This window comes from Paenibacillus sp. JQZ6Y-1, assembly GCF_040719145.1.
In the GTDB taxonomy this organism is placed as follows: Bacteria; Bacillota; Bacilli; order Paenibacillales; family Paenibacillaceae; genus Saccharibacillus; species Saccharibacillus kandeliae.
The window spans coordinates 64805-91732 of sequence record NZ_JBFDUZ010000001.1 but is presented as its reverse complement, the minus strand read 5'-3'; the positions used below and the strand labels follow the sequence as shown (position 1 = coordinate 91732).

At 47.9% G+C, this 26928-nt stretch carries 20 protein-coding genes and 2 riboswitches; of the genes, 9 read left to right on the top strand and 11 right to left on the bottom strand.

Features of this window, described 5'->3' with window-relative positions; translation table 11 throughout:
• The first annotated feature begins 42 nt into the window (after positions 1 to 42).
• Positions 43 to 915 (top strand): sugar phosphate isomerase/epimerase family protein, encoded by an 873-nt coding sequence (locus ABXR35_RS00425; RefSeq protein ID WP_367053913.1) that lies wholly within the window; start codon positions 43 to 45, stop codon positions 913 to 915.
• 133 nt (positions 916 to 1048) lie between these two features.
• On the opposite strand, the gene ABXR35_RS00420 is transcribed toward ABXR35_RS00425, so the two are convergent.
• Positions 1049 to 1699: a LysE/ArgO family amino acid transporter gene (locus tag ABXR35_RS00420; RefSeq protein ID WP_367053911.1), complete on the bottom strand. Its 651-nt coding sequence runs from the start codon at positions 1697 to 1699 to the stop codon at positions 1049 to 1051.
• A gap of 273 nt (positions 1700 to 1972) precedes the next feature.
• On the opposite strand from ABXR35_RS00420, the gene ABXR35_RS00415 reads away from it, so the two are divergent.
• Entirely contained in the window at positions 1973 to 3442 is a 1470-nt protein-coding gene (locus ABXR35_RS00415) for an aminotransferase-like domain-containing protein (protein ID WP_367053908.1), read from the top strand.
• A gap of 207 nt (positions 3443 to 3649) precedes the next feature.
• Positions 3650 to 3733 carry a putative holin-like toxin gene (locus tag ABXR35_RS00410; protein WP_152663487.1) on the top strand — a complete coding sequence of 28 codons (84 nt, stop codon included), beginning with the start codon at positions 3650 to 3652 and terminating at the stop codon, positions 3731 to 3733.
• Between the two features lie 200 nt (positions 3734 to 3933).
• Here the strand turns inward: ABXR35_RS00410 and ABXR35_RS00405 are convergent, their stop codons facing one another.
• The 5 genes from ABXR35_RS00405 to ABXR35_RS00385 form a co-directional block, all read right to left on the bottom strand.
• Positions 3934 to 5307 (bottom strand): alpha-L-fucosidase, encoded by a 1374-nt coding sequence (locus ABXR35_RS00405; RefSeq protein ID WP_367053906.1) that lies wholly within the window; start codon positions 5305 to 5307, stop codon positions 3934 to 3936.
• A gap of 21 nt (positions 5308 to 5328) precedes the next feature.
• The gene (locus ABXR35_RS00400; protein WP_367053903.1) at positions 5329 to 6987 is read right to left on the bottom strand and encodes an ABC transporter substrate-binding protein; all 1659 of its coding nucleotides are present in this window, start codon (positions 6985 to 6987) and stop codon (positions 5329 to 5331) included.
• A gap of 32 nt (positions 6988 to 7019) precedes the next feature.
• Positions 7020 to 7919 carry a carbohydrate ABC transporter permease gene (locus ABXR35_RS00395; protein ID WP_367053901.1) on the bottom strand — a complete coding sequence of 300 codons (900 nt, stop codon included), beginning with the start codon at positions 7917 to 7919 and terminating at the stop codon, positions 7020 to 7022.
• Positions 7920 to 7961: 42 nt separating this feature from the next.
• Entirely contained in the window at positions 7962 to 8948 is a 987-nt protein-coding gene (locus tag ABXR35_RS00390; protein ID WP_367053898.1) for an ABC transporter permease, read from the bottom strand.
• Positions 8949 to 9581: 633 nt separating this feature from the next.
• Complete coding sequence (locus tag ABXR35_RS00385; RefSeq protein ID WP_367053896.1) at positions 9582 to 11954, bottom strand: helix-turn-helix domain-containing protein; 2373 nt, start codon at positions 11952 to 11954, stop codon at positions 9582 to 9584.
• A 427-nt stretch (positions 11955 to 12381) separates the two neighbouring features.
• On the opposite strand from ABXR35_RS00385, the gene ABXR35_RS00380 reads away from it, so the two are divergent.
• Complete coding sequence (locus ABXR35_RS00380; protein WP_367053893.1) at positions 12382 to 13026, top strand: class D sortase; 645 nt, start codon at positions 12382 to 12384, stop codon at positions 13024 to 13026.
• Between the two features lie 172 nt (positions 13027 to 13198).
• A riboswitch (cyclic di-GMP riboswitch) is annotated at positions 13199 to 13289 on the top strand.
• Between the two features lie 48 nt (positions 13290 to 13337).
• A riboswitch (cyclic di-GMP riboswitch) is annotated at positions 13338 to 13427 on the top strand.
• 13 nt (positions 13428 to 13440) lie between these two features.
• Positions 13441 to 14247 (top strand): transglutaminase-like domain-containing protein, encoded by an 807-nt coding sequence (locus ABXR35_RS00375; RefSeq protein ID WP_367053890.1) that lies wholly within the window; start codon positions 13441 to 13443, stop codon positions 14245 to 14247.
• A gap of 367 nt (positions 14248 to 14614) precedes the next feature.
• On the opposite strand, the gene ABXR35_RS00370 is transcribed toward ABXR35_RS00375, so the two are convergent.
• Complete coding sequence (locus ABXR35_RS00370; protein WP_367053887.1) at positions 14615 to 15190, bottom strand: helical membrane plugin domain-containing protein; 576 nt, start codon at positions 15188 to 15190, stop codon at positions 14615 to 14617.
• On the bottom strand, positions 15174 to 18152 hold the full coding sequence (gene fdhF / locus ABXR35_RS00365) for a formate dehydrogenase subunit alpha (RefSeq protein WP_367061018.1): 2979 nt from the start codon (positions 18150 to 18152) through the stop codon (positions 15174 to 15176). The genes ABXR35_RS00370 and fdhF overlap by 17 nt, the downstream gene beginning before the upstream one ends.
• 664 nt (positions 18153 to 18816) lie before the next feature.
• Here fdhF and ABXR35_RS00360 point away from each other — a divergent pair.
• The 4 genes from ABXR35_RS00360 to ABXR35_RS00345 all read left to right on the top strand — a co-directional run bounded on the left by ABXR35_RS00360 (position 18817) and on the right by ABXR35_RS00345 (position 22550).
• Positions 18817 to 20364: a methyl-accepting chemotaxis protein gene (locus ABXR35_RS00360; protein WP_367053885.1), complete on the top strand. Its 1548-nt coding sequence runs from the start codon at positions 18817 to 18819 to the stop codon at positions 20362 to 20364.
• A gap of 240 nt (positions 20365 to 20604) precedes the next feature.
• Positions 20605 to 21285, top strand: coding sequence for a futalosine hydrolase (locus tag ABXR35_RS00355; RefSeq protein ID WP_367053881.1), 681 nt, complete (start codon positions 20605 to 20607; stop codon positions 21283 to 21285).
• Positions 21286 to 22122, top strand: coding sequence for a 1,4-dihydroxy-6-naphtoate synthase (locus ABXR35_RS00350; RefSeq protein ID WP_367053878.1), 837 nt, complete (start codon positions 21286 to 21288; stop codon positions 22120 to 22122).
• A 275-nt stretch (positions 22123 to 22397) separates the two neighbouring features.
• A complete protein-coding gene (locus ABXR35_RS00345; protein ID WP_367053875.1) occupies positions 22398 to 22550 on the top strand; it encodes a DUF1540 domain-containing protein in 153 nt (50 codons plus the stop codon).
• 266 nt (positions 22551 to 22816) lie between these two features.
• Here the strand turns inward: ABXR35_RS00345 and ABXR35_RS00340 are convergent, their stop codons facing one another.
• The 3 genes from ABXR35_RS00340 to ABXR35_RS00330 form a co-directional block, all read right to left on the bottom strand.
• Positions 22817 to 24565: a methyl-accepting chemotaxis protein gene (locus ABXR35_RS00340; protein WP_367053872.1), complete on the bottom strand. Its 1749-nt coding sequence runs from the start codon at positions 24563 to 24565 to the stop codon at positions 22817 to 22819.
• A gap of 450 nt (positions 24566 to 25015) precedes the next feature.
• The gene (locus ABXR35_RS00335; RefSeq protein ID WP_367053870.1) at positions 25016 to 25822 is read right to left on the bottom strand and encodes a rhamnogalacturonan acetylesterase; all 807 of its coding nucleotides are present in this window, start codon (positions 25820 to 25822) and stop codon (positions 25016 to 25018) included.
• 220 nt (positions 25823 to 26042) lie between these two features.
• Positions 26043 to 26900 carry a rhamnogalacturonan acetylesterase gene (locus tag ABXR35_RS00330; RefSeq protein WP_367053867.1) on the bottom strand — a complete coding sequence of 286 codons (858 nt, stop codon included), beginning with the start codon at positions 26898 to 26900 and terminating at the stop codon, positions 26043 to 26045.
• Between the last annotated feature and the right edge of the window lie 28 nt (positions 26901 to 26928).

Here is a 26928-nt window from a genome sequence, read left to right as displayed (position 1 = left end):
TTTCAATATGCTCCCCATACTTTTTAAAAAGGGTGTGACGATATGACAACGGAACTGGGCAAAATCGGTGTCATCGCCGATGCGTTTAAACTGGAATTGCGCGAAAATTTGCTAAAATCGGTGGAGGTTGGTGCAGATGGTGTACAAATCTGGGCAACTGAAGGCGTGATGGACCCGGACAATCTAGGCATCGACCGCCGCCGCGATCTCAAGGAATATTTACAGGGGTTGGGATTGGAGGTTTCCGCGTTATGCGCTGACTTTGGCGGACACGGGTTTCGCCGCGAGGAAGACAACCTGTGGAAAGTGGAAAAGTCCAAAAAGATCATGACACTCGCCCTTGAGCTTGGTACGCCGATTGTGACAACGCATATCGGCATCATTCCCGAGGACACAAGTCACCCCGAATATGCGATTATGCAAAGGGCGTGCAATGAACTCGCCTCCTTCGCATCATCCATGGAAGGTTATTTTGCCATCGAAACGGGACCGGAACCAGCAGCACGCTTGAAGCAATTTCTCGACTCATTGGATAACAAAGGCGTTGCCGTCAACTTCGATCCTGCCAATATGGTAATGGTCACTGGCGATGATCCCGTGCAGGGCGTGTACACGCTGCGTGACTATATCGTGCATACCCATGTAAAAGACGGCGTGCGCACGGCAGAAGTGAATCCGCATGACGTTTACGGTGATCTGAGCCATGAACAGATTGCCGCTTTTGAAGATGGTAGTGTCGGATTCAAAGAAGTGGCGCTGGGTGAGGGAAGCGTTGATTTCAAAGCATATTTTGCTGCATTACAGGACATCGGCTATACCGGTTACCTGACGATTGAACGCGAGGTCGGCAACCAGCCAGAGCAGGATATTCGTAAAGCGGTGGAGTTTATTAAAGGATTCAAGGCGAAGGTATAGATTTCGGAGATAAAGTCATTCCAGTAGATGATGGGAAACGAAGTATCCTTTCATTAAAATATGCTCGTAACTAAAAAGGCAGAATGCTGACATGTTCGCAGCGTTCTGCCTCTTTCTTATGTTAATCGTCTGATCAAATGATCAGCCGAATCTCCTGCCATACATTAAACAGTAGATACATCGCAATGCCCCAGATCAGCAGTGCCGAGCAGCGATTCAATATGCGAAACCAGCGTCCATCCTCATCCAGCCTGCCCACTGTCATACCCGCAATCGCCAGTACAAAGAACCACAGCCACGATACGCCGACACACGTCAACGCAAATACCCATTTTGCTCCATGCTCATACTGCAACGAACTCGTGCCAATAACCCCAATCGTATCCAGCAAAGCATGTGGATTGAGCAGCGAAACAGACAGCGCAAACATCACCTGCTTGCGTGCTGTCAACGATGTGAGAGCCGCTATTGAATCACTATCTCTATGATGCTGCACAGTCGATGCGCTTTTCCATGTCACCCCGCCCATATAGATGAGAAATAGCACCCCTGCACTCATCAGCACTAGCTTCACTCCCGGCAGCCCCAATACCAGCACAGATACGCCGCCCACTGCCAAACCGATCAGCAGCGTATCACACAATCCAGCAGTGATCACGACGGGCAGTACACTCCACAATCTACGCTGCACCATCCCTTGCTGAAAAATAAACACATTCTGCACCCCAAGCGGCAAAATCAGTCCTAGCGCCAAAATAAATGCATATATCATTACACCAGCCATATTATTCTCCCCCTTGTACACACATCCAAGTGTAGCAAGGAGTACAAGCACTGCAAACAGCCAAATTCATTTTGTGTATACCAGCCAAAGACATGGCATGACGATCACTACCAACACAAAAGACACGCACACAGTACATGCAGTTCGCTATACATAGCGTATTTTTCCAACCAATAGCAATAACTCATGCGCTTCTTCTATTCCATCGCTATGCTCATCTGTTCCTTTTGCTATAATGAATCCAAATCAGCTTCAGTTACGGAGGAAATGATCATGTCTTCACCACAACCGCAGCAACCATGGAAACCAGACCGTGAACATTCGCTGCCCGTTCACCGCCAGATTGAGCAGCAATTGCGCAATAAAATCAGTAACGGCGAATGGCCCGTTGGCACACGACTTCCTTCTCAGCGCAAGCTGGCAGAGCAGTTTGGCGTGAACCGCAGTACCGTCACTCAAGCGCTCGACGAACTGGCATCCTACCGCATTATCGCTGGTAACAAAGGCGGCGGTACGCGTGTCGTCAACAATACGTGGAATATACTTGCTGCGAGTGCCATTGATTGGAGTAGCTATGTGGAAGCTGGCGCTCATCAGCCCAATTTACCAGCCATTCGCCAGATCAATGAGGCCGAATATCGGACGGACATCATTCGCACTGGTACAGGCGAACCGGGACCGGAGCTGCTGCCTATGGCAGCCATCAAGCACATTCTGAGCCATGCCGATGATCAACTGTTTCTCGGTTATGAGGAGCCTAAAGGAAGTCTGGCGCTGCGTCAGCAAATCGCTGTTTATGCCGCCGAAATGGGCATTGCTTGTAGTCCAGAATCAGTGCTAATCGTATCCGGCGCGTTGCAAGCCTTGCAGCTCATTGCGGTCGGTTTACTGGCACGTCCATCGTCGATTCTGGCGGAAGCCCCATCGTATATCCAGTCTGTACGCGTCTTTCAGTCGGCAGGCATCAGTGTACATGGCGTGGACATGGATCATCAGGGTATTCAGTCAACGTCCCTTCAGCAGCAGATTGCCCTGCACCACCCAGGGCTACTGTACACCATCCCTACGTTTCATAATCCAACTGGCATCGTGATGTCGCCGTCCCGTCGCAACGAGCTGCTAGAACTGTGCCGTAGCCAGTCACTGCCACTGATCGAAGACGATGTGTACCGCGAGCTATGGCTGGACGAACCATCACCCCCACCGCTCAAGGCAAAAGACACCGATGGCAATATTCTCTACCTCGGCAGCCTGTCCAAAATGATGACCCCCGGCATCCGCGTTGGCTGGATCATCGCTGCTGAGCCAGTCATTCAGCGGCTCGCAGATATTAAAATGCAAACCGATTACGGTTCCAGCGGCTTTTCCCAATATGTCGCTACCCGCTGGTTTGCCGACGGTCATCATCAGCGGCATTGTGATTGGTTGCGTAGTGAGTTGCGCAAACGACGTACGCAACTGTTGTCGTTGCTGGATCGTTATTTTGGAGATGTGGCACAATGGAGCGTGCCATCTGGTGGATTTTATATCTGGCTGGAACTACCTGCACATGTATCCGTGCATCGCTTGTTCCACCTTTCGCTCAAAGAAGGCATTCTGATCAATCCCGGCTATATCTACGACCGTCAGGCTGCCCATCATATTCGCCTGTCGTATGCGTATGCGACGATGGAGCAGTTGGAACATAGTCTGAATATATTGCGTCGATTGGTGGATCAATTGTTGAGCGGCAATGAAGCCTAAACCGGATGTCTTAAAAAAAACGGATCAGACCGTTGCCAACTATACTGGCAATGATCTGATCCGTTTGTTCATGAACATGTTCATGTTGAAATTATACCAACAAAACTTTTTTGCGCTATTTTTATTCATTTCATGCTATACTACCAGAGTACAATTTACGGCGACAAGGGCGGTCGGCTAATCTCCCCATGAAGGGAGGTGAAGCCCATGGAGGTCAAAGACACTCTCAGTTTGATGCTGTTATTCGGCATGTTCATTCTGGCGCTTCTTACCTACATGAAAAAGAAATAGACCGCCCGGTCCAGGGATACGGTCTATTCGTCTATCCTAAATAAAAGCCGACTGCTCTTTACGCAGTGATTGTACCAAGGAGTCGTGTTACTAGCACGGCTTCTTGTTTATTTCTAACCACAGTATACATCAACAGAAACTGTTTTTGAATACTTTTTAGATTATCAACCAATAAAAATGATGTATTTACGTAATTTAATTCAAACTCTCCCTTTCCCATCCACATACACCGACGTCCCGCGCGACCTTGCCCAATCCGCAATCCTTATCGGATCGCCTTCCCACAATCGCTGCTTGCCCCACACATTCCCTTCCGGTACGCCGTCACATTCCAGCCGAATCACCGGGAACAACCGACTCGGACTCTCCTTCGGCAGTCCCTTGATCCACAGCACATCCTCCTGCTGCTCAAACTCCAATTCCTGCCCTGTCGTCAGCAGCGTCACACGCTTCACTGGCGTCACCAGATCCGCCAGTCGCAGCACAGGCTCTCCGTCCCAGAAGCGAATAATCAGATATAGATTCTCACCACTCGTCGTCTGCCGTCCCCGTGAAATAAACTCCGTCACATTGCCGCCGTCCGAGCCATAGATCGCTTCCCCATGCACACCCAACCATTTGCCAATCTCCAGCGCCCGCTCTACAAACTCCGGCGGTAGCTGTCCATCCGGCTGTGGACCAACATTCAGCAGCAGATTCCCGCCGCGATTGCCACCCTTCTCCGCACATTCACACAGCAGATCCAGCAGCACATCCGCTGGACGCCAGCGTTCGCCCTTTGTATAACCCCACAGCCGCCATGTTGTCACCTGATTCGATTCCCACAACCGATTGGGATCGGCGACAATCTGATGCTCCGGTGTACCAAAGTCGCCTAGCACGTCCGAATCGCCCGCGCCTGCTCCACCGTCAGCATACGTTTTCGTACCTTCGGACGGTCCAAGGCGATTGTTGACCAGAATATGCGGCTGTAGCTGCTTCATCTTGTTTACCAGCTCCACACTACCTAGTTCTTCCGCTGTCCGCGGCCAAACTCCGTCGAAGAAAAAGTGGTCAATCCGTCCGTACTGGGTCAACAATTCCTCCACCTGATTGTGCATATATGTCTTCATATCTGCCCAGCCCTGCGGGTCCTTGTCCGGTCCGTCGAAGAACGCCGGTATGCGCCAGTCCATCCATGAATAGTACAGACCAACCCGCAGCCCTTCCGCCCGAAATGCCTCCACAAACTCCATCACCAGATCCCGACCGCAGCGTTGCGCAGCGGTCGAGTAATCTGTATACTGCGAATCCCACAAACAAAATCCGTCATGATGCCGAGTCGTCAGACAGACGTATTTCATGCCCGCCTGCTTAGCTATGCGCGCCCACAACACAGCGTCGAACTGCTCTGGATTCCATGCACACGCCAGTTCAGCATATTCCTGCTGATCCAGATGCTCGCGGAACAGCACCTGCTCGCCGCGTCCTATTTGCGCATACGGTCCAAAATGAATAAACAACCCATACCGACTATCCGTAAACCATTGCCATTCCGGTTTGACCGATCCGCTGGCGGAAGTGGTCTGTGTCATCTGCTCGTCCCCATTTCGCGATTAGTTGTTCTGCTCACGCGCATCGTACACCTGCTGGTAAATCTCCAGATAACGTGGCAATCCCATGCTGTCCAGTGTTTGTACGTATGTGTCCCATCCGGCATCCACATCCTGATCCCCTGTAATGAAGCGGGCATTCATTTCGTTCACATAATCCCAGAGCGTTTTAGACAGATCCGCCATTTCGGACGTTTGATCCGCTGAGAAGAACAGCGGTGGCATGATGCTGGCAGTTTCCTGTTTATATGGCTCATATTTGTCTTTCGTTTCCGTATACAGGATTTCCTCCAACGGATTGTCCTTATCCACAGCAGCGCCAAGACGCAGATCGTTGGTGCGGAAACTTGGACCCATTTGCGCCCAGTGTGCATTCTGGGTCACGCCGAATTTGATTAACTCTTTGAAAAGAGCTGGCTTGCCGTTCAGCCCCAATTCGCCATCTTTGACATATTTCCAATCGCGATCCTTCACACCGTAGTTGGAGCGCAGTGTCATCTCTTCGCTGTACAGCAGATCGGCGAGACGGAAGGCGGCATCTGGATTTTTGCTAGCGCTGGTAATCACGTACGCACCAGCACCTACCTGATACGGGTCAAATGGAGTGACTTGCGTGCCATCTGGTCCTTTGAGTGGTGGCACTGCCTTGTATTCCAGCCATCTGCCGCTAGAGCCGCTCAATTGGGTGATGGCGCTCATATTAGCAGCGGACGATGCGCCCAGAATCGGCACATCCGGGTTTTCACCCAGCTTCAGTAGCTGCGTGGAGTCCTGCGTCAATGCTTGTGGATCGATTAGCCCTTCCTCGTACAGCTTGTGTAGATATTTCAGCCCTTCCTTCCAGCCTTCCTGATTGTACGGAACCGCTGCTTTTCCATCCTTGAGATAGATACGCGTATATGGCGCATAGGTGAATGCGTTCATCAGGAAATTTTCCACACTGGTGACGGAGTTTGCTCCTTGCGCGATGGGTGCGCCAGACAGCGGAATTTCGTCGGCTTTGCCGTTGCCGTTCGGGTCTTTTGTTTTGAACGCCTTCAATACTTCATAAAACTCTTCGGTCGTGGTCGGCATTTTCATTCCCAGCTTGTCGAGCCACGGCTGATAGATCCACATCTTCTGCCGCATGGAGCATTGGTAACATTCATTCGGTGACGGCATCGCGTAGATATTGCCATCTGACGATGTGATGCTTTGCTTGATTAGCGGACGCTCCTCGAACATCTTCTTCGTATTCACTCCATATTTGTCGATCAACGTATTCAGCGGTATAAATGTCCCCTGCTGTCCATATGCCACCTGCTGCTCATTGGATACATTCATGCCCATAATGACATCTGGCAGATCGCCGCTGGCAAGCACTACATTCAGCTTTTCCACTGCTGAGCTCGCCGGAACCAGCTCCCATTCGATATGAATATTCGTCTGATCCTCCAGATATTTAGTAAAATCATTGGTCGCAAAATCCTCTACATACGAGTTGGAGGTTGTCATGATGCGAATGGTGGTCTTTTCCTGCGTGATCGGCAGCTCACCTGCTGCGGATACCTGTACTTCATTGTCCAACTGTCCGTTACTGCTGCCGGAGCTGCTACAAGCGCCCAATACCATCGACAATACCAGCATCCATGCGACCGGTATCCAGAACTTTTTTACATTCATCCACCATATCCCCTTTGAATGGAAAATTGTATTCAGCCTTTGAGCGAGCCGATCATGACACCTTTGACAAAGTACTTCTGAATAAATGGATACACGACCAGTAGCGGAAGCGACGTGATCACGATCAACGAATATTTGAGTAACACGCGCAGTGATTCGCGCCGCGCCGCATCTGCCGGATCACCACTCATGCTGGACATATCGACCTCATTGCTGATCAGAATATCCTTGAGCACGAGTTGCAGCGGATAGAGCTGTTGATCCTTTAAATAAATCAGCGCGCTGAAATACTGATTCCAGTTGGCAGCTGCATAATACAGCGTAATGACCGCGATAATCGGACCGGAGAGCGGCAGTACCATGTTCCACACAAACCGGAAATCGCTACAACCGTCCATCTGTGCCGCTTCCAGCAATTCATCAGGAATGGTCATTTGAAAATATGTACGCGTAATGATCACATTCCATACCGACAATGCCCCCGGCAAGATCATCGCCCAGATCGAATTGAGCATTCCTAAATCACGAATAAGCAGATAGGTCGGAATCAGTCCACCGCTGAACATGGTGGTGAACATAAACAGAATCATAAATATATTTTTGCCAAAAAAGTCGCGCCGTGATAACGGATAAGCCGCCAGTATCGTAAACGCAATATTGATCGCTGTACCTAGTACCGTATACAGCACCGAATTGAGAAATCCGCTACCGACCAGCTTGTATTGCAGCACCGCGATATATCCGTCTAGTGTCGGATTGACGGGCCACAGCCATACTTTGCCTGATACGACCGCCTGCGAGTCGCTAAACGACGAGCTGACTACATAAACAAGCGGATATAGAATCGCGATAAACAGCAGCACCAAAAAGGTATAGTTGGCAATTGTAAACAAGCGATCCTGCCATGATTCCTTGTAACGCAATGTATCCATACGATGTCCTCCTTGCCCCATTCCCCTCTCCCATCCGTCTGCTTACCAGAGACTGGCTTGTCGGGTTTTCTGGGCGATTTTGTTGACGGTAATCAGCAGAATCAGATTAATAATCGATTTGAACAAACCGATCGCAGATGAATAGGAGTAGTTGGCGACCTGCGATGTTAGACCAACCTTGTACACATACGTATCAATAATTTCGGATGCGGTTAGATTGAGCGGATTTTGCAGCAATAATACCTTTTCAAAACCAAGATCCAGCACATGCCCCATATTCAGAATTAGCATAATAATGGCAATCGGCATAATGCCCGGCAGATCAATATGCAGCATCCGCTTCAGCTTGGACGCGCCATCCATAATGGCGGCTTCATGCTGCGCCGGATCGATACTTGCCAGCGCCGCGATAAAGATAATGCAGTTAAAGCCGACATGCTGCCATACATCTGACCAGACATAGATCGACTTGAACATGGACGGTTCGCTGAGAAAGTTAATCGCTGGCAGCCCGATACTGACGAGCAGTTGATTGATAATCCCGGTACGCGGGTCAAGCAATTCCTTCACGATCCCAACCATAACGACAACCGAGATAAAATGCGGTGCATACGTGACCATCTGCACGCTCTTTTTAAACAATCCCTGCCGAATATAGTTCAGACTGAGCGCCAGCAGAATCGGAAACGGAAAACTGGCGAGCAAGCTGTAAAAGCTAAGCAGCAGCGTATTCTTCATAATGCGCCAGAAATCGTATGATCCGAAGAAGCGGCTAAAATGCTTCATCCCCACCCAATCGCTGCCCCAGATGCCTTTGACTACGTTATAATCGCGAAAGGCAATCTGCGCGCCGTACATCGGTATATATTTGAAAATAATCAAATACAGTAGCGGCAACGCCATCAGCACATACAGCTGCCAACTGCGATGCAAGCCTTTGCGCCATTTCTGTTCCTTGCGCCTTACCTTCACCTCGGTTTGCGAATGTGCGGACGATGAGATGTTGGAATATTCCTGCGAAGCATTCATCGATACATTCCCCTCCTTTGCCATTGCATAGTAGCACCGCCTTTCCGAAAGTCATTGCCAATGATCTGTAAATGAAGCTTGCATCATTGGAATGAGCCTTCTGTCGTCTCTCTGCCTGATAGCAGGTGAGCTTTGATCACAGCATAGTGGATTCATGTCTAGACGCCTATCGTATGCTGCTCATGACGTGTGCATCTGTTAGGAAAGCCGCATACACATTTGCCATTTCTATGTGCATCTATTAAGAATGCCGCTATATTCTGCGGTATATCGTTATTCATACGTTAACTATGCTGCCTTTGAAATTACATTTATGTAGGTGACTGATTGTTTTGTGTATAAGAGTAATGTTTGATGTAGCGTGAATGCATTGGTTCCCCCAAGCCCCAAGTAAAACAAAAGCCTTATTTCATCGGTCATGACGAAATAAGGCTTTGTGATGGAATGGCTGCTTGTCTTATATCTACGTTCTATATCTACATCTTATAAGGACCTATTATGCTGATCTCTTATACTGATCTTTTATTGATCTTCTACTGATCGTCCATTCACCATTCGTATAGTCATCATTCGTATTATCATCGTTTCTATCTTAACCCTTCATCAAGCCACTACCGCCATTCAGGGTACGATTTAGCCAGACTGTGTAATCTTCTGATCTACTGCAAATGGATTGCTGCGGTACGCCGTCGCGCTTAATCCATGTATCCGTTTGAATGCTCGGCAAAAGGTATTGGACGAATGATAGCCCGTTTGCTTCGCAATATCGCGTACCGATATGCTTGTCTCCCCCAGCAATTGTCGAGCGCGCGCCATCCGCTGCTGCTCCAAATAATCCGAGAAGTTCATTCCCGTTTGCTCCTTAAAAAATTGCGACACATACACCTTAGAGATGCCTTGAGCATCGGCAATCATATCCAAACATAGCTCCGGCTCGTCATATCGCTGCTGTACATACTCCATCATTTCATCCAACAAAATATCATTGCGACTGCGCTTGCGTTCATTGGCACTGCTGCATAATGCCAGCAGCCGATCCGCAATCCGGTGGTACACGGTAGAAGGATGCGTTAAGGCATGAATATCACGAAACAACGATTGGATGTCTCGACGTTCTGTATCCGATGCCTGCGGCTGTACTTTGACCAGACAGCCAACCAGCTCATATAGCAGCAATTGCTGAATGGCGAGTGGCAACCGACGTCGATGGAAATTGTCCTGCTCCAATTGTTCCAGCATACGCTGCAATTCTTCCATTTCCCCTGCCCGGGTCACATGAATAAGCCGATTTTCCGTTTCCGTAGCAAACAAATACGATACCTGCTCCTGATCCTGCGACCCGTACCAGCTGATATTTCCCACTCCGCCGTACTGTTCGCTCATGAGCACCTGCCGAGCTTCATCATACGCCCGCGGCATATCCATTACCGAATCATAGATGTCGCCTACGGCACATGCCTGCATATGCACCTGTGGATGCTCCTTACACAGCAGCTCGTACCAGTGCTGCAATCGTTCCTCCAGTATCCAGCCAGCATTGGCTTCCATATATCCGGTAAGCAGCACAGCCAGTCGATCTTCTGACAGATCACTATAAAAGCAATTCTCGCCATATGTCTGCTGTAAGCTATGCTTCATCCTCTCGCGCTGTTGCTCCAGCTCATGCAGTCGTCGTTCATCCGACAGATCACGCTGACCGAACTGAATAATACATACCGTATATCGATCTGCTTCCAGCTTCAGCTGATACCGTTCCAGCCATTCGTCCATCTCCTGACGCGAACGAAAATCACCGCGTAGCAGCCGCTCAAATAACATCTCCCGCAAAAAGGGCGCCTGTCGCTCCAATTCCCGACGCAGCTCGGTATTCCGATCTGCCATATGCAGCATCATATGCTGTACAGAATGATACACGTCATCCACTCGCCGATAGGTTGCTGTAGGTTGTTGTATACCTTCCTGCTCCACAGGCATAGTGGAAATGATTTTTTTGAGCGGCTGGTTAGCACGATGGGCAAAGACATACGCCAGCAATACACCGATCAACAAAAAAGCAAAGACGACCGCAATCGTTACTTTTTTGATATACAGTACTTTGCCCATCACAATATGCGGCGGCTGAGCAACCAGATACGTCCAGCCGTTATACGCCGATACCGTATACGTCATCATACGATCCCCATTATCCGCAGACGGATGAATCACCCCTTGTCGTTCCCCATTTCCATGCTGCTGCCATATATCAGCGATTCCCTGCTGCATGACAGCCGTCGTATTCATAGCGCCTTTAGCAGAAACAGCACTAATCACCTGACCGTCGGCATCGACAATTGCCGCATACCCGCCATCTGACAAATCCAGCTTACCGAGCTGCTTGGCAAGCTGCTGCTCATTGATCATAATCGCGATAGCGCCCTGAATCTGCCCCGGTGTTCCTAACGATTGCATATAGGTGATCATACGAGTGGGCTTACCACGATACAACACATCGCGCGCTGGCATAAATTCATGCATATGGTACTGCGTAAATAGCACCTGTTTCCAATCTGCATACGGAAGCCCCGTATAACTCAGCAGCTGATCATAAAATCGTGGTAACTGATACGTCGTCTCCGAAGACAACGCCAACTCGCTATGACGAAAAAACAAGTAATAATCAAATACGAAAGTGTTGGACACATTATAATTGAATAGACTCTGCTGCGTATCAATTACTTTAAACGTATTCGCGCCTGCGAATGGATCGCGAATCTGCTGAAATCCCATCACCTTCGGCTCGCGAGCAATCTGAGTGGACATCGTATCGATCTCCGTGAGACGCCGATCAATCGTATCCTGAGCCTGCTGCAATAACTGCATATTAGAGGAAGAAGATTCACGTGATACGAGTTCTAGCGTTTGCCTGTACAGCAGCCAACCTAGTAATATGGCAAGCACCATAAACAGTAAATAAGGCACAAGCAAACGAATAAATAACGAATGACGGTCCGCCCATACTTTCCACATCTTCATTCAGCCCCCGTTTCATTGTGAATCTACCTTCTTGTTGTACCTTCATAGCTTGCGCTGTCACATCTTCTTACCTGCTATTCCTCACAAACAATATAATGTTATATTTTTTCACTCATTATAGCATCAATCTTCTCTTTCTTCATACGGTTATTTGGCCTATTTCACAGATGTTATTCCATTTCGGCATCTGGTATACTCTAATTGTTAGTCTGGCTATCTGTTGTATTCGTTTACCATTTCCGTTGTATAGGCAATCACTCCTTGAAACTATTTTTTATGGAAAATAATTCAAATTATTTATAGTAATTCTGAATCATTTCGTTCCTATGGCTTTAATAATAAGTAGAGAAGGACGTCTTACCTAACCGTTACTTGTTAATAATCAAGCGAAAGTGCTACTTTGAAAGGCGGAGAACTCCGAATGAAAAAATGGTCTTACCTACTCATCCTTCTCGGCATTGCCGTGCTTCTCTATCCCAAAGCTAGTGAATGGTATGCCGATTGGCAGCAAGAACGTCTGCTGACAGCGGCAGAACAAAGCGAAACAGCAAGCTCCAACGACGGCAAATTAAAAAAAGAATATTCTTATGTAAATGCTCTACTAAATGAAGGGTCATCTGCCGATAATAGTAGTAATGACCCCCTGCCAGTAGCATCAGAGGGTGATATTATCGGAATTATCACGATTCCGGTTATCGATGTAAAGCTACCTGTTATCGAAGGCGCCACCCGCGACAATATGCGCAGTGCGGCTGTTCACATTTCAGAAACGAATCAACTTGGAGAAATCGGCAATTTCGCCGTTGCCGCGCATCGTGCGCATAAATATGGTCGTCTGTTCAATCGCTTAAATGAAGTGAAGAACGGCGATACTATCCAGATCGAAGCGAAAGGCAAGACGTATCACTACACCGTCGATAACATTCAGATTGTCGAACCAACGGATGTAGCGGTATTGAACAGTAACGGTAAGGAACAAGAGCTGACTCTTGTGACCTGCGACCCACTGATCAACCCGACTCACCGTCTGATCGTCCACGCTCATCGAACCGATTTACAGAGTTAGACACATTTACCCGCCCTGTATTTATTCATTTCGCGTACTTTACCGTTTTAGCATTGCGAAAAATATAGGGCGTGCTATTATCTAATTATGGTAATCCAGTAACTTTACTGATACCTCAGTTGTTTACACATTTTTCTAACTAAATAACTTGTCGCGTATGTTTTAAGCTTTGGCACGATAAGGGCAAACCTGTTGAAAAGCAGGGACGCAAAACTAAAGGGCCTTACCCATTTGTTCACAGGGGTTGGCAGCCAGTTACCGAATGAAATGGCTTTTTTTGTATTTTATAATTACCAATTATTATAAAACTTAGACGATAATGGCAAAACTATCGAAAGATAGTGACGCAAAGCTAAAGGGCCTTACCCGATCAGAGAACGGGTTGGCAGCCAGCTACCGAAAGGAGTTTTACCCATGAAAAAATTCGCCCTCACTGTCCTTACAGCAGTCACTACTCTACTGGCTGTTGCACCTGCATCCACCTTCGCTGCCACTACAGATTCCAACTGGCTCGATACTTCGAACGTAAACAGCGGTTATATCGCTGTCAACTATACACCGGATAACACCGCTCGTACCAAAGTCATGATCAGCAAAAATGACACTACCTACACTTACGATCTCAACACAGTTAGCGCTGCCTCGTTCCCACTGCAACTGGGCAACGGCACATACGAAGTAACCTTACTGGAAAATACTTCGGGTAACAACTATAAGAAAGTTGGAACAGATTCGTTGCAACTGGATATGGACGATCAAAATTCCGTCTACCTTGCTTCCACACAAAACGTGAACTGGAAAAACAGCGCTGCTGTAATCTCCAAAGCACAACAACTGACTGCTAACGCCACAACAGATACACAAAAAGCACAAGCGATCTACGATTACATCACTTCTAACGTGAAATACAATTATGCTTTTGCAAACGCACTGCCTGCTGTGTATATCCCAAGCCCAGAAGAAACACTCGCTTCTGGTAAAGGCATCTGCTACGACTACGCTTCGCTGAATGCAGCTATGCTGCGTAGCGTTGGTATCCCTGCCAAACTGGTGATGGGTACAACAACACGCGTTAAAGAATACCACGCATGGAACGAAGTATTCCTGAATGGCAAATGGGTGACTGTCGATACAACGGTTGATGCTAGCATGAAACAAGGCGGCAAAAAAACAACACTGACTACTGATAGCGCACAATATACAGCAGTGAAAGTATACTAATTCGTCAGATCATCTCATCCACATCAAATGCAAATAGTCGCTTACAAACAAACATAAGATACTACCACATCTATTGCTAAGTGGCTGTCATACTGCGGAGTAACTAATTTTTGCAATACAATCATCATGCTGCTCCATCCCATATATCAAGATCACCAAAAAGCCGCCTGTCTCGTTAAGAGATCGGCGGCTTTCTCATTTTTATTTGCGAGTTTATTTGTATTGGCATATATACTCTGTGGCGTATTCTAATTCATTATCATTTTAGCTTCATGTAATCCCACGCCCATTAATCGTTTCGGACAAGCCGAATACCGATGGTCATAACACGTATAAGATTATGCACGGTTGCACCGTTATGCCCTTCCTACACTTCCATATTGGTCTTATGTTCCTTGCCCATTGGATTCGGAATCACTTCTTCCTCCTCCGGTTTCGGCTTGTTCAGCTCGCTGCCCATTGCCTTCAGGAAATGCAGACCAAATGCCAGTGTGGTGCGTACATCAGGATCACGCATCGTTTTGAGCAAACCGAGCATGCCCGGTGGCTCCTTATCAAAATGATCTCCATATTGCTTATTGGTCGGATCAATCTCGCTAATATGCTCAAGACCGTTCCCCAGTGCCGATAGCAGACGATTCATCTCGATTGGATCGATACTACCAACCATTTCGGTGAGGGTGAACAGATTACGCAGCAGCGGCGGCATATTGAGCGCATTGATCAGCTTTACACCGTGAATGCCGACTTCGGTGCGATTTTTAAGTGCAGCGCTAGCGATGTCTAGCACACCAGCTTCGTTCAATTCTTTGACAATGTCGACCGTTTTGAGAATCGCTTCCTTATTATCGGCAATTGCACCGATAATCTGGGTTAACGATTCGGCTTGCACCTCTGCTTCCGTTGGTACATGTCGTTCGATTTTGTTAATGGCTCTGGCCATACTGCTCACGCTCCCTCCGAATCGTATCGGCTATTGGCTCATAATCCTCACGGCTCCATTTATCCTCAACCCGTACACTTATTTGCGGATGACGGGTAGCAAACCGATGGTTGACGGATGGCAGTGGAGATACGCCTCGATCCTCTAACACTTCCATCTTCACACTGATTTCTTTATAGCTTGGTGTGTGCGTGATTTTATCGGTATGGCTGCTAGTCAGTCGGTTGACTGCTTCACTGGCATTTTGCGTATTCATCGGTAGATATAGCTCTTTGCCCTTCACTCGATCTGTGACGACAACGGACAGCTTGGCTTGTCCATACGGCGATAACAGACGAACCTTCGCCCCTGTTTCGATGCCGCGTTCTGCCGCTAGCTCTGGCGATACCTCCAACCAAGTAGACGGTACTTTATGCCGGATATTGTCCGATTGATACGTCATATTGCCTTCATGGAAATGCTCCAACAGACGGCCATTGTTTAGATGCAGATCGTATTCCGCTTCTGTCTCCAATGGCTGCGTCCATTCGACTGGGAACAAGCGCGCTTTCCCGTTCGGGAAGGCAAAGCCGTCGGTGTACAGCAGCTCTGTACTGCTGCCATCTGGCTTCACTGGCCATACCTGACTGTTCCAGCCTTCCAGACGCTCATAGCTAACACCTGCGAAGATCGGTGCCAGACCTGCCGCTTCCGCCATAATCTCGGACGGATGGCTATAGTTCCAGTTGGCGCCCAGTGCATTCGCTACGTCCTGAATGATGATCCAATCGGGACGGGAATTGCCCAGCGGCTCTAGCACTTGATGGAAACGCTGAATTCGGCGCTCAGTGTTCGTAAAGGTTCCTTCTTTTTCCAAGCTTGGCGAAGCTGGCAGCACAACATCTGCGTACTGCGCCGTATGGGAGAAGAAAATATCCTGTACAACGAAGAAATCCAGCTTTTCAAACATCTCTTCCACAAAGTTCGAGTTGGAGTCGACAAATGCCATTTCCTCGCCGAACAGATACATGCCTTTGATTTTGCCGTCCTTGATGCCATCGACCATCTGGTGATTATCCAATCCCGGCTCGGATGGCAGCGTCACGCCCCATGCCTGCTCATACCGATGACGAACCTCATCATCCGACACTTTTTCATAACTGGGGAAGAAGTTCGGCATCGTACCGAAATCACATGCGCCCTGTACATTATTATGTCCACGCAGCGGATATGCACCTGTACCGGGACGGGCAAAGTTGCCAGTGGTCAGCAGTAGATTACAGATTGCAGTCGATGTATCCGTTCCGCCGCGATGCTGAGTAACGCCCATCGCCCACAGAATACATACGGAATCTGCTTGATGAATCATCTCAGCAGTACGAATAATCTCTTCGCGTGGCAACCCTGCATGCTCCTCTGCATAGTCCAGCGTATACATAGACAGTGAATCGCGGAACTGGTCAAAGCCTTCTACATGCTGATCCAAAAACTCACGATGCTCCCAGCCCTGATCGATAATATACTTCGTCACTGCCGACAGCCAAACGAGATCCGAGCTTGGTTTCGGATGCAGATGCAGGTCAGCACGTTCTGCCATTTCGTTTTTACGGATGTCCGAGACGATCAGCTTTTGACCATGCAGCTTGTGCGCGCGTTTGACGCGTGTCGCCAGTACTGGATGCGATTCTGCTGGATTGGCACCGACGATCATGACCAGCTCTGCCTGTTGAATATCCTTGATCGTACCGCTGTCGCCGCCCATACCAACTGTTCTCATCAGACCCGATGTTGCTGGGGATTGGCAATAGCGTGAGCAGTTATCAACATTGTTCGTACCCATCACAGAACGGGCGAATTTTTGGAAAATATAATTCTCTTCATTGGAGCATTTGGAGGACGCGATATACGCGAGTGCGTCAGAACCATGCTGCTCCTTTATGCCGCCCAGCTTCTCTGCGATCAATGAGAGTGCTTCTTCCCAGCTCGCTTCTACGAATCGGTCTCCTTGACGGATCAGTGGCTGCGTTAGACGTTCCTCACTATTCACAAAGTCCCAACCCCATTTGCCCTTGATACAAGTAGAGATGCCATTCACCGGCGCATCGACAGAAGGCTCAATTTTCAAAATCTCGCGATCCTTTGTCCATACGTCAAAGCTACAGCCTACCCCGCAATAGGTACAGACTGTTTTGGTCTTTTCGATACGGGAGTGGCGCATGGCTGCTTCCATTTCGGAAATTTGAAAAATACTAGAATAGCCCGGCTCTACTGCCTTCGTCAGATCGATCAGCGGCTCCATTAGACTGCTCTCAATATTGGTCATAAAGCCCGCTTCACCCAGCATCGACGTTTCCATCAATGCGTTACATGGGCAAACCGTAACACAGTGTCCGCACGATACACAGGAAGACTGATCCACGGGTACATCATCATCCCAGACAACGCGCGGCTGCTCACGACTCCAATCAATCGATAACGTCTCATTGACCTGCAAATCCTGACATGCTTCCACACAACGACCACACAGAATACACTGATCCGGGTCATATCGGTAAAAGGGGTTTGTATTGTCCACTTCATATGGCTTGTTGCGGAACGGATACGTCTGGTGTTCAATACCTAGCTTCTCAGTCGTATTATGCACGATACAGTTGCCGTTATTGTTGTCGCACACCGTACAATACAATTCATGATTCCGCAAAATACGGGACATGGACTCCTGCTGTGCATCCTTGACCAGATCGGTTTGCGTCGTAATGCGCATGCCCGGTGTTACCTGTGTGCTACATGCGCGAACAAGCTCGCCTTGTACTTCCACCATACAGGTGTCGCATGTGTTGATCGGTCCCAATTGCTCGTTGTAGCAAATTTGCGGAATGTACAGATCCGGCGCGGTATTGACTGCCTGCACAATTGTCATGCCCGGCTGCGCGACTACAGATTGTCCGTCTACATGAATAACGATAGGTTCATTGGATTGCATTTTCATTGGAAGTTCACCTCAGTGGAAGCTTTCTCAGATAGGGTTAGAATACGGTTGGACTACAGAGATGGATCGATGCTTTGCAGATAGATGGATGATTAATCGAAATCCATCCTAACGAGAATAGACAAGATGAAACATATCTTATGGTGATAGCACACCTTCATAATGCCATTCTTACGACAAATAGCTTTTTGATCATGTATTACCCGTATATTTAAAAATTAAGCATTTTAGCTGGCGTCATGTCATATTTATCTTTTTACATATCATTTACATTTTATTCCTAGCACTTTCTCGCATACTGTATCGCTGGTGACAGTGCAGGCGGACAGATGGAACTTCCCCCTAGCAATCTAGCAGCCTTGTGCTTGCCAAGGCGCTTTGTTGAGCCATTCAGCATAGAATCATGTCGATGCTTGTCGATATAAAGAAACTCAATTCCTAATTATGTATTTTTATGAAAATTTAAAGGAATAACCTAATAAATCTCAATCAATCGTGCCGATATAGGTAAAAGCAGACTGCGATCCATGTGCCGGAATAAAGGTCGCAGCCACCATTGCTCATACGTCGTTCATTGTGGTGCTCGGGATACAATGAAATGAATCTAGATGAATGTATATGCAATGTATTGATTATCGATGTTCAGGGGGAATGCCACATGAGTACACAAAAAAATAAGGTTATGCTATATATTTCAGCCAGCGTCTTTGTCGTTTCACTGCTGGTTCATTTTCTCGCCCGACAGCTTCAAGTTTTTGCAGATATGCAGCATTCTATGGCAGACATGCCCGGTATGACGGGGAGTATGCCGGTACAGGGCGGCGCGGAATGGTTGAACTTCCTGCTGCTGGTACCGGCGGTACTACTCGTGCTTGCTTACTGGATGTATGCGCGCAAGCCCTCCGATTTCAAAGTTGCTGTACTCAACACCCTCTCGCTCGTCTTCAGCAGCATCTCCATGATCTCCGGTGGGCAAGGCGACTCAGTATTTCATTTTTCTATCTTCATGGTGATCGCCATCTTATGCTTTTATGAAAGTATCAAGCTGCTCTCTCTTGCAACGATCCTTTTCGCCACGCAGCATTTGATCGGATTTTTCTTGTTCCCACGCTTGATCTTCGGTACAGACACCTACTCGCTGGAAATGCTGACCGTACACGCCTTTTTCCTCATTTGCACCTCAATTGCCGTCAGCGTTCAAATCGTAACCAACCAGCGCTATCGCACCAAAACTCGTCTGGAAAAGCAGCAGGAGCGTCACCGCCTCATCGACTCTATCGTTCAGCGTCTGGATGATGTATCCAACCGTATCGCTCTTAGCTCCGGTGAATTAAAAGATAGCTCCACCGTCGCTACCCAGCATAGTGAGCAAATGAATGTGCAGATCGACGGTGTATGTCACGGTGCATCCCTGCAAACGGATCAGACCACACTAACGCTCACTGCAATGAAGCAAACGAACAGCCAGATTGACTGCATTCTTAAAGCCACCTCCATGGTCTCTACTCGTTCCACCGAAACCGCCAATTTTGCCGAACTCAGCAACCGCAATCTGGAACAAATGAATCAGGATATGACCGCACTGCGCGAAGCAATTGCACAGTCCCGTGAACATATTCGTATGCTGGAAGAACGCTCACAAAATATCTCTAACATCACCAGCTTTATTCAAGAAATCGCCTCCCAAACGCAGATGCTCGCCTTGAATGCTTCGATCGAATCGGCACGCGCTGGTGAAGCAGGGCAAGGCTTCGCTATTGTCGCGCAAGAAATTCAAAAGCTTGCTCATCTATCCAGCGATTCGGCAACCCAGATTACATCCTTCCTATCCGAAATGACTGCTGACACTGAAAAGTCTGCCAGCTCTATGGATCAGGTGACGACTCGTCTTGATACCAGTATAGAGACGACCCGCACCACTAAGCAGTCTCTCGAAAACATATGGAGTCATGCCACTGATGTGGATGCGGGAGTACAGCATATTTTACAATCTAGCCAATCCATGTCCTCTACTTCCTCGCAAGTGGTTCATTCCGTTCAGCGTATCGCCGAGATTGCAGCCAAATTCACTACCAATTGTAAGGATGCCCGCAAGCTCGCCACTCATCAGCATGCCGTCAATCAGGAAACTATGACTGTCGCTCATACCCTGAACGAAGCCTCCGACCGGTTGCAGCATGTGATTGAGCAGCTGCGTGCAGAATAACTATACAGCCCATGATTGCTTGTTGAATAGGTTGACATCAAGTAATCACATCCATATGTCGCTTGGAGCATTTGACGCTTCCATGCTTACACAAACATTCTCAACATATCCATATACAACCAAGCCCTTACCGCTACTATTCATTCTGTAGCGGTAGAGGCTTTACTTTGTGTTTTTTTAGGAGTAACGTTAAAGGATGGGCTTGCCGCAAGGCGAGCATGAACAAGGAGGCAATGAAGCATGAACACTTCCCATCCAGATGATCCAAGGAACCATCATATATTGATCATGGCAGCGGTGGAAGCGGAATGTGAAGCCATTCGGCGCGGCATTCCTGCGGAAGTCGCTTCCCGCATTACCGTGAAAGCAGCTGGCGTCGGTCCAGCCGCAGCGGCAGTTTCGACAACGCTAGCACTTTCCGCTCAGACGTATCATCTAGTGATTAGTGCGGGGATCGGCGGCGGCTTTGCTCCGCATGCTCCTATCGGCTCCATCGTATTAGCAGATCAGATCATCGCCGCCGACCTCGGCTCGGAGACGGCAGAACAAGGCTTTCTCTCTGTCGATGAGCTGGGCTTTGGACAATCGGTACTGAACAGTGACGCCACCTTAACGACTCGGCTAGAAGCTGCGCTTATATCCTCCGGGTTATCGGTGTATACGGGTCCGGCACTGACGGTCTCCACCACAACCGGCTCGGCTGCCAGCACAGCGGCACTGCTACAGCGCATACCCAATGCCGCCTGTGAAGGTATGGAAGGCTTCGGCGTAGCAGTCGCGGCACAGGCATTTCATTTGCCCGTACTGGAGCTGCGCGCCATCTCCAATGCTGTCGGTCCACGTGATCGCGACAGCTGGAACATCCCGGCTGCCCTGCAATCCTTAACGCAGGCAAGCCGTATTTTAGCGGAGGTGTTATAAATGAATATTGCGTTTTCCCCGTGTCCGAATGACACGTTTGTTTTCCATGCTTGGGTGCATGGTCTGGTGCAGGGCGCACCGGAACTGAATGTATCGTATGCAGATATCGATATTACGAATAACTGGGCTGCCGCTGGCGAAGGTCCTGAGGTCATGAAAATCTCCTATGCTGCCCTACCTTGGGTATTGGAGAATTATGCCCTCATTCCATGCGGCGGCGCACTAGGTCGCGGCTGCGGTCCACTCGTGCTGACTAACAATCCGCAAGCGACCGATGCTGCTGCATTGTCCGGTAAAAAGGTCGCTGTCCCTAGCGAACGTTCTACTGCATACCTGTTATTCCGTCTGTGGGCGGCGCAAAATGTACCCGGCGGTATCGGCGAAGTGGTCGTTATGCCATTTGATCAGATTATGCCTGCTGTTCGCGACGGTCAAATTGACGCTGGGCTTGTTATCCACGAGGCTCGATTTACGTATCAGAACTACGGCTTGACGCTGTTACAGGATATGGGCAGCTGGTGGGAAGAGGATACCGGATTGCCGATTCCGCTCGGTGCCATTATCGCTCGTCGCTCGCTGGATACCCAGCAAATTGCCGATTGGGCACGTGCGTCAGTAGAGTACGCATGGGAGCACCCACAGCAATCGCGCGCTTATGTGATGGAACACGCACAAGAGATGGACCCAGATGTTGCGGATTCGCATATTGATCTATATGTAAATGAGTTCACCCGTGATCTCGGCGAAGATGGATATAACGCCATTGAAGCCTTGCTTGGACGTGCTGCTCGTGAAGGCTTAGTGCCAGAATTCGATCTGAGTCTACTGCGCAAATAAGCAGCTTTGCAGCTGATTATCCATCGTTTATACATGATTTTTTATATTTTCATAAAAAAAAGCAATAAAAAGCCCCGCTCCCCCTATATCGGAGGAACGGGGCTGTATTTTTTTGTCATTCCTTTTACTCAAAGTGGTGAAATGGTTTGCCAAATGGGTTATATATGATGTATACTGATGTTGCTGATGAAACTTTCTTCAGCAACACAAAATAGCCCCTTTTGCCGAAGGGACTTCTTAAAGCTACATCCATTATAAAACGGAGGTGTATGATCATGGCACAAGGCGTACTGTGTGAAGTAAACAGCTGTACTCACTGGGCAGAACAAAACAAATGTACTGCTGATACAATCTTTGTAGTGAGTCACGCTCAAAAAGAAACAACTGATGTTCAAGAAACAGATTGCCAAACGTTTGAAAAGAAATAATGTGTATAAAATCTCATATCTTTACTGGGAGAAGGGACTTTGCCGAGTTCCTTCTTTCTTTTTATATTCTATCAGCAATGATTATTATTATCAATAGCTTTTTGCAAATTTATTGAGAAAAGATTGAGAACCTGCTTTCTTTCTCGCTAGCATTTGATCCATAAACGCTGTTCCAGCAAGGATTGTCTCAATTACATATTGAAAAAAGACTGCCCTTCTCTAATGAGAGGGCAGTCTTTTGAGAAAGATAATCAATCGATAGCTTCTTATAGTTTGAATTTGGATACAGAACTCGACAGTTCTTCTACACGTTGCTTCGATACTTGCATTTGCTCACTCACATGCGTCGCCTGCTGCACAATATCATCTGCTTTTTCAGCGATGAGACCGGTTCCTTCGGCACCCTCATTAGCGGCAATAGAGATCTCATGGATGGTTTTGACGACATTCTCTACCGATGCCAGCAATTGCTCGGAGGTAGCGCTCAGATCACCAGCGATATCATCAATCTCCTGCGCACTGCTGGCATACTGCTCAGCCGAACTTAGCATCATTTCGTAATCGCCGCGAATATCCGTATGGAACAGCTCTAACAGATGGTTAGAGTTCTTCGACAGATTATCAACGGAGCGAATCACAGTCCCCGTAATGCTATTGATCTGATCGGCTGCCAGCTTGGAATCTTCAGCGAGCTTGCTGATCTCGCTAGCAACGACGGCAAATCCACGTCCAGCATCGCCAGCACGTGCTGCTTCAATGCTTGCATTGAGCGACAACAGATTCGTCTGGGATGCAATATCAATAATCGACGAGACAAGCGAGTTGATCTGCTGCACGGATTTGGATTCTTCCACTGCCTGCGCCAGACTATCGCTAGCCACTTGATACGTCGCCGAGCTCTTTTCATACGACGTACGGAATTGACGATTCAACTCATTGGCACGCGTCGTCAATTGCTCGGCAGCTCTCGCACCATCCTGCGCCTTATTGGCTACAGAATGCACAGCTGTTTCGATCTCATTGGAGGTCGCATTCATTTCCTCTGCGGAAGCAGCCGTTTCTTCCATCCCTGCGGACAATTGCTGGGTTGTGGATGAGATGTCGTGCATACTGCCTTCCAAACGATTCATCCGCTCTTCTACCGTATGAATGATCGTTTGTAAATTGCCACTTTCATCAATGACTTTTCCGAACATGATGCGGAATTCTTTGCGTGCTTCACCCAATGCTTGGATGATGATAGCAAATTCATCTTTTTGAGACAAATATGGCGTTAAATGATTCGCATACGTCAGATCGAAATGCTTGGTGCGCTCGATCAGCTCCAGCGTATCTTTGGTTCTCTTTCTGACATTACGCATCAGGAAGTAGATAATCAGCAGCGAGATGATTAGCATAACGCCAAGCTGAATGTAAGTCAGCAGTGTCATATGAGTCGTAAGTTCATCCGCTTTGTTGATGGAATCTTGGCTATACGTGTCAATTAATGCTTCCAGACGCTCCAGATTGTCACGCGCCGCAGCAAATTTCACATCCGAATTGGAAGAATTGACGAATCGACGCTGATCCACATCAAATTCCTGTTTCCATGAATTGAAATTCTCATTAAACCCATCGAACAATTCAAATACATTTTTGCCGTTATCAGCATCTTTGTATGCGGCAAACGTATCATGATCCTGCTCCATGATCGCGCGCGCCTGCTGAATCCGGTCATATGCTTGCTTCACATTATCATTGTAATTATCCGTTTGCAGCTTGATTTGCTGCTCATTTTGCAAATTGGCGAGCAATGTCTCTGCTACCATCGCCTGATAATAATCACGGTCTGCATTCAGTACAAGATAGCTGACTTTGTATGCTTTATCATACAGCGAGCTAGTCAACTGCTTGCCCATTGTCTCCAGATTGCGCAATGACAATATGGAAAATACAATCAGCGCTAGTACGACGACAAAGACAGGAATCAGCATTTTGACAGTCAGACTCCAGTTGTTGATTTTAAACAATTTCACCCTACATCCTCCCAGATCCTAAACGATTAATGACTTCCTTTTCCCCCGATACAGAAAATCGCAGCTCACACCACATGGAGGATTACCATGTCGATACGTGCATAGATCCGTTATCCTTTATATTAGGAATCATAAGTAACTATATCGGTACAAAACCCTTTAATTTTTATGTTTTATTGGAATCCGTAACGATAAGTTTGGAATTGGAGAAACTTGGATATAATTCTGCTAAAAACGGCTTTGTGCGTATGATACTCACTTGGAGATATAGAATATACAAAATGAATATTAGAAGCGGAATGGATAAGTATGTAAGGTTCAATACATACGCAAAAGAGACCGCTAACGAACAAAAAAGAACCTTCGATACCGGTGCTTCCCACCAGATGATCGACGGTTCTTTTTGATTGGAAAAGGTTGTGTATTCGTGTATTCATTCCACCCAACAATCTACTTCTGAGATCGTTGCACATGGTTGGCGAGCGGAATATTCAACTGCTGTATCCCTTCAGATACTAGCCGTGCCATCTGCTCTGCACCTTCCTGTTGAAAATGTATATTGTCCTGCGCTCCATTCGGGAAAGCCGGATATTGCCTCGGTTCGGCGTACAAAAACAGCTTCTTCGTGCCTGCTTCGCCTATCTTATTGTAATAGGCGACACTGCTTGTACTCAGATCAACCAGCGGTGTTCCGGTATCAGCGGCAACCTGCTTCATTTTCTCCACATATTGTGGGAAGCTGATCGTAAACCCTCCCGCCTGTGTATCATAATCGCGCGTACCCATTGGCGTAATCAGAATTGGTGTAGCACCATGCTGTAGCGCCTGTTCTACATAGACATGCAGCAATCGACCATACTCATCTACTGGTGTATACCGATCCGGCTTGGCTGTATTGGCATCATTATGTCCAAACTGGATGAGCAAATAATCCCCCGGACGAATCTCATTCATAATCTCGTCCAGCCGCCCCTGCTCGATAAAGGTACGCGTGCTGCGTCCGCTAATAGCATGATTGTTAAACACGACACCATCATCAAAATAATGTCCGATCATCTGTCCCCAGCCTGCCTGCGGCTGTTGATCCGATGTATACGTCTGCACGGTTGAATCGCCAGCAATATAAACAACAGGCTGTGCATGCAGCGTTCGCTTATCCGCTGACGCTTCCACAGCAATCCACAATCCGGCAGCCAATACAAGAACAACAAGCAGCAGCATAGAGCGTCGCGCAGGGCGATATGATATCCGGTTCAATCCAGTCCCTCTTTCGCAAGTAAAATACGTATTCCGGGTATCCTATGTATGCTCCCTATTGCTGCCTAGAAAGATCGTTCCGTCGTTACATACAGTTATGATGCACCGATAGACCGTCTTACGCGCAACCAATGAAGTTTACATAGTATCCCTGATCCTGATTTTATATTAGCGAATGAGTTCCCATTGTACAATACATTTTGCACAAAGAGGCAAGGTATTATTGCGGAAGCACATGCGTAGACAACGGCAGTTGGAGATCACGAATGCCGTCTGCTACCAGACCAGCAATACGTACAGCACCTAGCTCTTGGAAATGGGTATTATCTGCGACTCCATTTGGAAAATATGGATAGATACCAGCAGCAGCATACAGAAAAATGGACTTCGTTCCTTCTATACCGATCTGATTGTACAGCGCGACACTGCGAGCGCTCAGATCAAGCAGCGGTGTATTTGTTTCCACTGCGACTTCTTTCATCGCTTGTACATACGTGGGAAAACTTGTTTTGAATTGTCCATTGGCATCATAATCGCGACGGGACACGGGGGTGACAAGAATGGGATTGGCACCTTTGCTACGAGCACCGTCAATGTATTGTTTGAGATAGTTGCGATAATCGTTAACCGGCGTGTAGCGCTCTGGCTTGGTGTCTGCATCATTATGTCCAAACTGGATCATCAAATAATCGCCGGGTTGAATCTGATTCAGAATTGTATCGAGACGACCCTGCTCGATAAAGGAACGGGAGCTACGTCCGCCGATTGCATGATTGCTGAATACCACTCCATCATCGAAATAATTGCCAATCATCTGACCCCAGCCTGCTTGTGGTTGCTGCGACGAGCGATACGTTTGTACGGTCGAATCGCCTGCTAAATAGACAGTGGTGACGGCAGCTGCCGTGTCGTTCGTCGCGACATTGCTATCCTGCTGTGTACCGACAACTGCCGATGTACCGTTGAGTTGGGCAGAAGATGCCTGTGTCGTACCCGCTGTACCTCCAAACAAAAAGCCAATCAGTGTAAACAGACCAATCAGGAAAAGAGGGGTTTTGCGTAGCTGTAAGATGGACATGCGCAAGATCATCCTTTCTTTTCTCAAA

What these genes read in the sequence shown, in the direction of transcription:
- fdhF (WP_367061018.1), bottom strand. Translation starts at nt 18,152, where the DNA reads ATGCAATCCAATGAACCTATCGTTATTCATGTAGACGGACAATCTGTA.
- ABXR35_RS00420 (WP_367053911.1), bottom strand. Translation starts at nt 1,699, where the DNA reads ATGGCTGGTGTAATGATATATGCATTTATTTTGGCGCTAGGACTGATT.
- ABXR35_RS00350 (WP_367053878.1), top strand. Translation starts at nt 21,286, where the DNA reads ATGAATATTGCGTTTTCCCCGTGTCCGAATGACACGTTTGTTTTCCAT.
- ABXR35_RS00415 (WP_367053908.1), top strand. Translation starts at nt 1,973, where the DNA reads ATGTCTTCACCACAACCGCAGCAACCATGGAAACCAGACCGTGAACAT.
- ABXR35_RS00370 (WP_367053887.1), bottom strand. Translation starts at nt 15,190, where the DNA reads ATGGCCAGAGCCATTAACAAAATCGAACGACATGTACCAACGGAAGCA.
- ABXR35_RS00395 (WP_367053901.1), bottom strand. Translation starts at nt 7,919, where the DNA reads ATGGATACATTGCGTTACAAGGAATCATGGCAGGATCGCTTGTTTACA.
- ABXR35_RS00385 (WP_367053896.1), bottom strand. Translation starts at nt 11,954, where the DNA reads ATGTGGAAAGTATGGGCGGACCGTCATTCGTTATTTATTCGTTTGCTT.
- ABXR35_RS00400 (WP_367053903.1), bottom strand. Translation starts at nt 6,987, where the DNA reads ATGAATGTAAAAAAGTTCTGGATACCGGTCGCATGGATGCTGGTATTG.
- ABXR35_RS00405 (WP_367053906.1), bottom strand. Translation starts at nt 5,307, where the DNA reads ATGACACAGACCACTTCCGCCAGCGGATCGGTCAAACCGGAATGGCAA.
- ABXR35_RS00360 (WP_367053885.1), top strand. Translation starts at nt 18,817, where the DNA reads ATGAGTACACAAAAAAATAAGGTTATGCTATATATTTCAGCCAGCGTC.
- ABXR35_RS00355 (WP_367053881.1), top strand. Translation starts at nt 20,605, where the DNA reads ATGAACACTTCCCATCCAGATGATCCAAGGAACCATCATATATTGATC.
- ABXR35_RS00345 (WP_367053875.1), top strand. Translation starts at nt 22,398, where the DNA reads ATGGCACAAGGCGTACTGTGTGAAGTAAACAGCTGTACTCACTGGGCA.
- ABXR35_RS00380 (WP_367053893.1), top strand. Translation starts at nt 12,382, where the DNA reads ATGAAAAAATGGTCTTACCTACTCATCCTTCTCGGCATTGCCGTGCTT.
- ABXR35_RS00330 (WP_367053867.1), bottom strand. Translation starts at nt 26,900, where the DNA reads ATGTCCATCTTACAGCTACGCAAAACCCCTCTTTTCCTGATTGGTCTG.
- ABXR35_RS00410 (WP_152663487.1), top strand. Translation starts at nt 3,650, where the DNA reads ATGGAGGTCAAAGACACTCTCAGTTTGATGCTGTTATTCGGCATGTTC.
- ABXR35_RS00390 (WP_367053898.1), bottom strand. Translation starts at nt 8,948, where the DNA reads ATGAATGCTTCGCAGGAATATTCCAACATCTCATCGTCCGCACATTCG.
- ABXR35_RS00425 (WP_367053913.1), top strand. Translation starts at nt 43, where the DNA reads ATGACAACGGAACTGGGCAAAATCGGTGTCATCGCCGATGCGTTTAAA.
- ABXR35_RS00375 (WP_367053890.1), top strand. Translation starts at nt 13,441, where the DNA reads ATGAAAAAATTCGCCCTCACTGTCCTTACAGCAGTCACTACTCTACTG.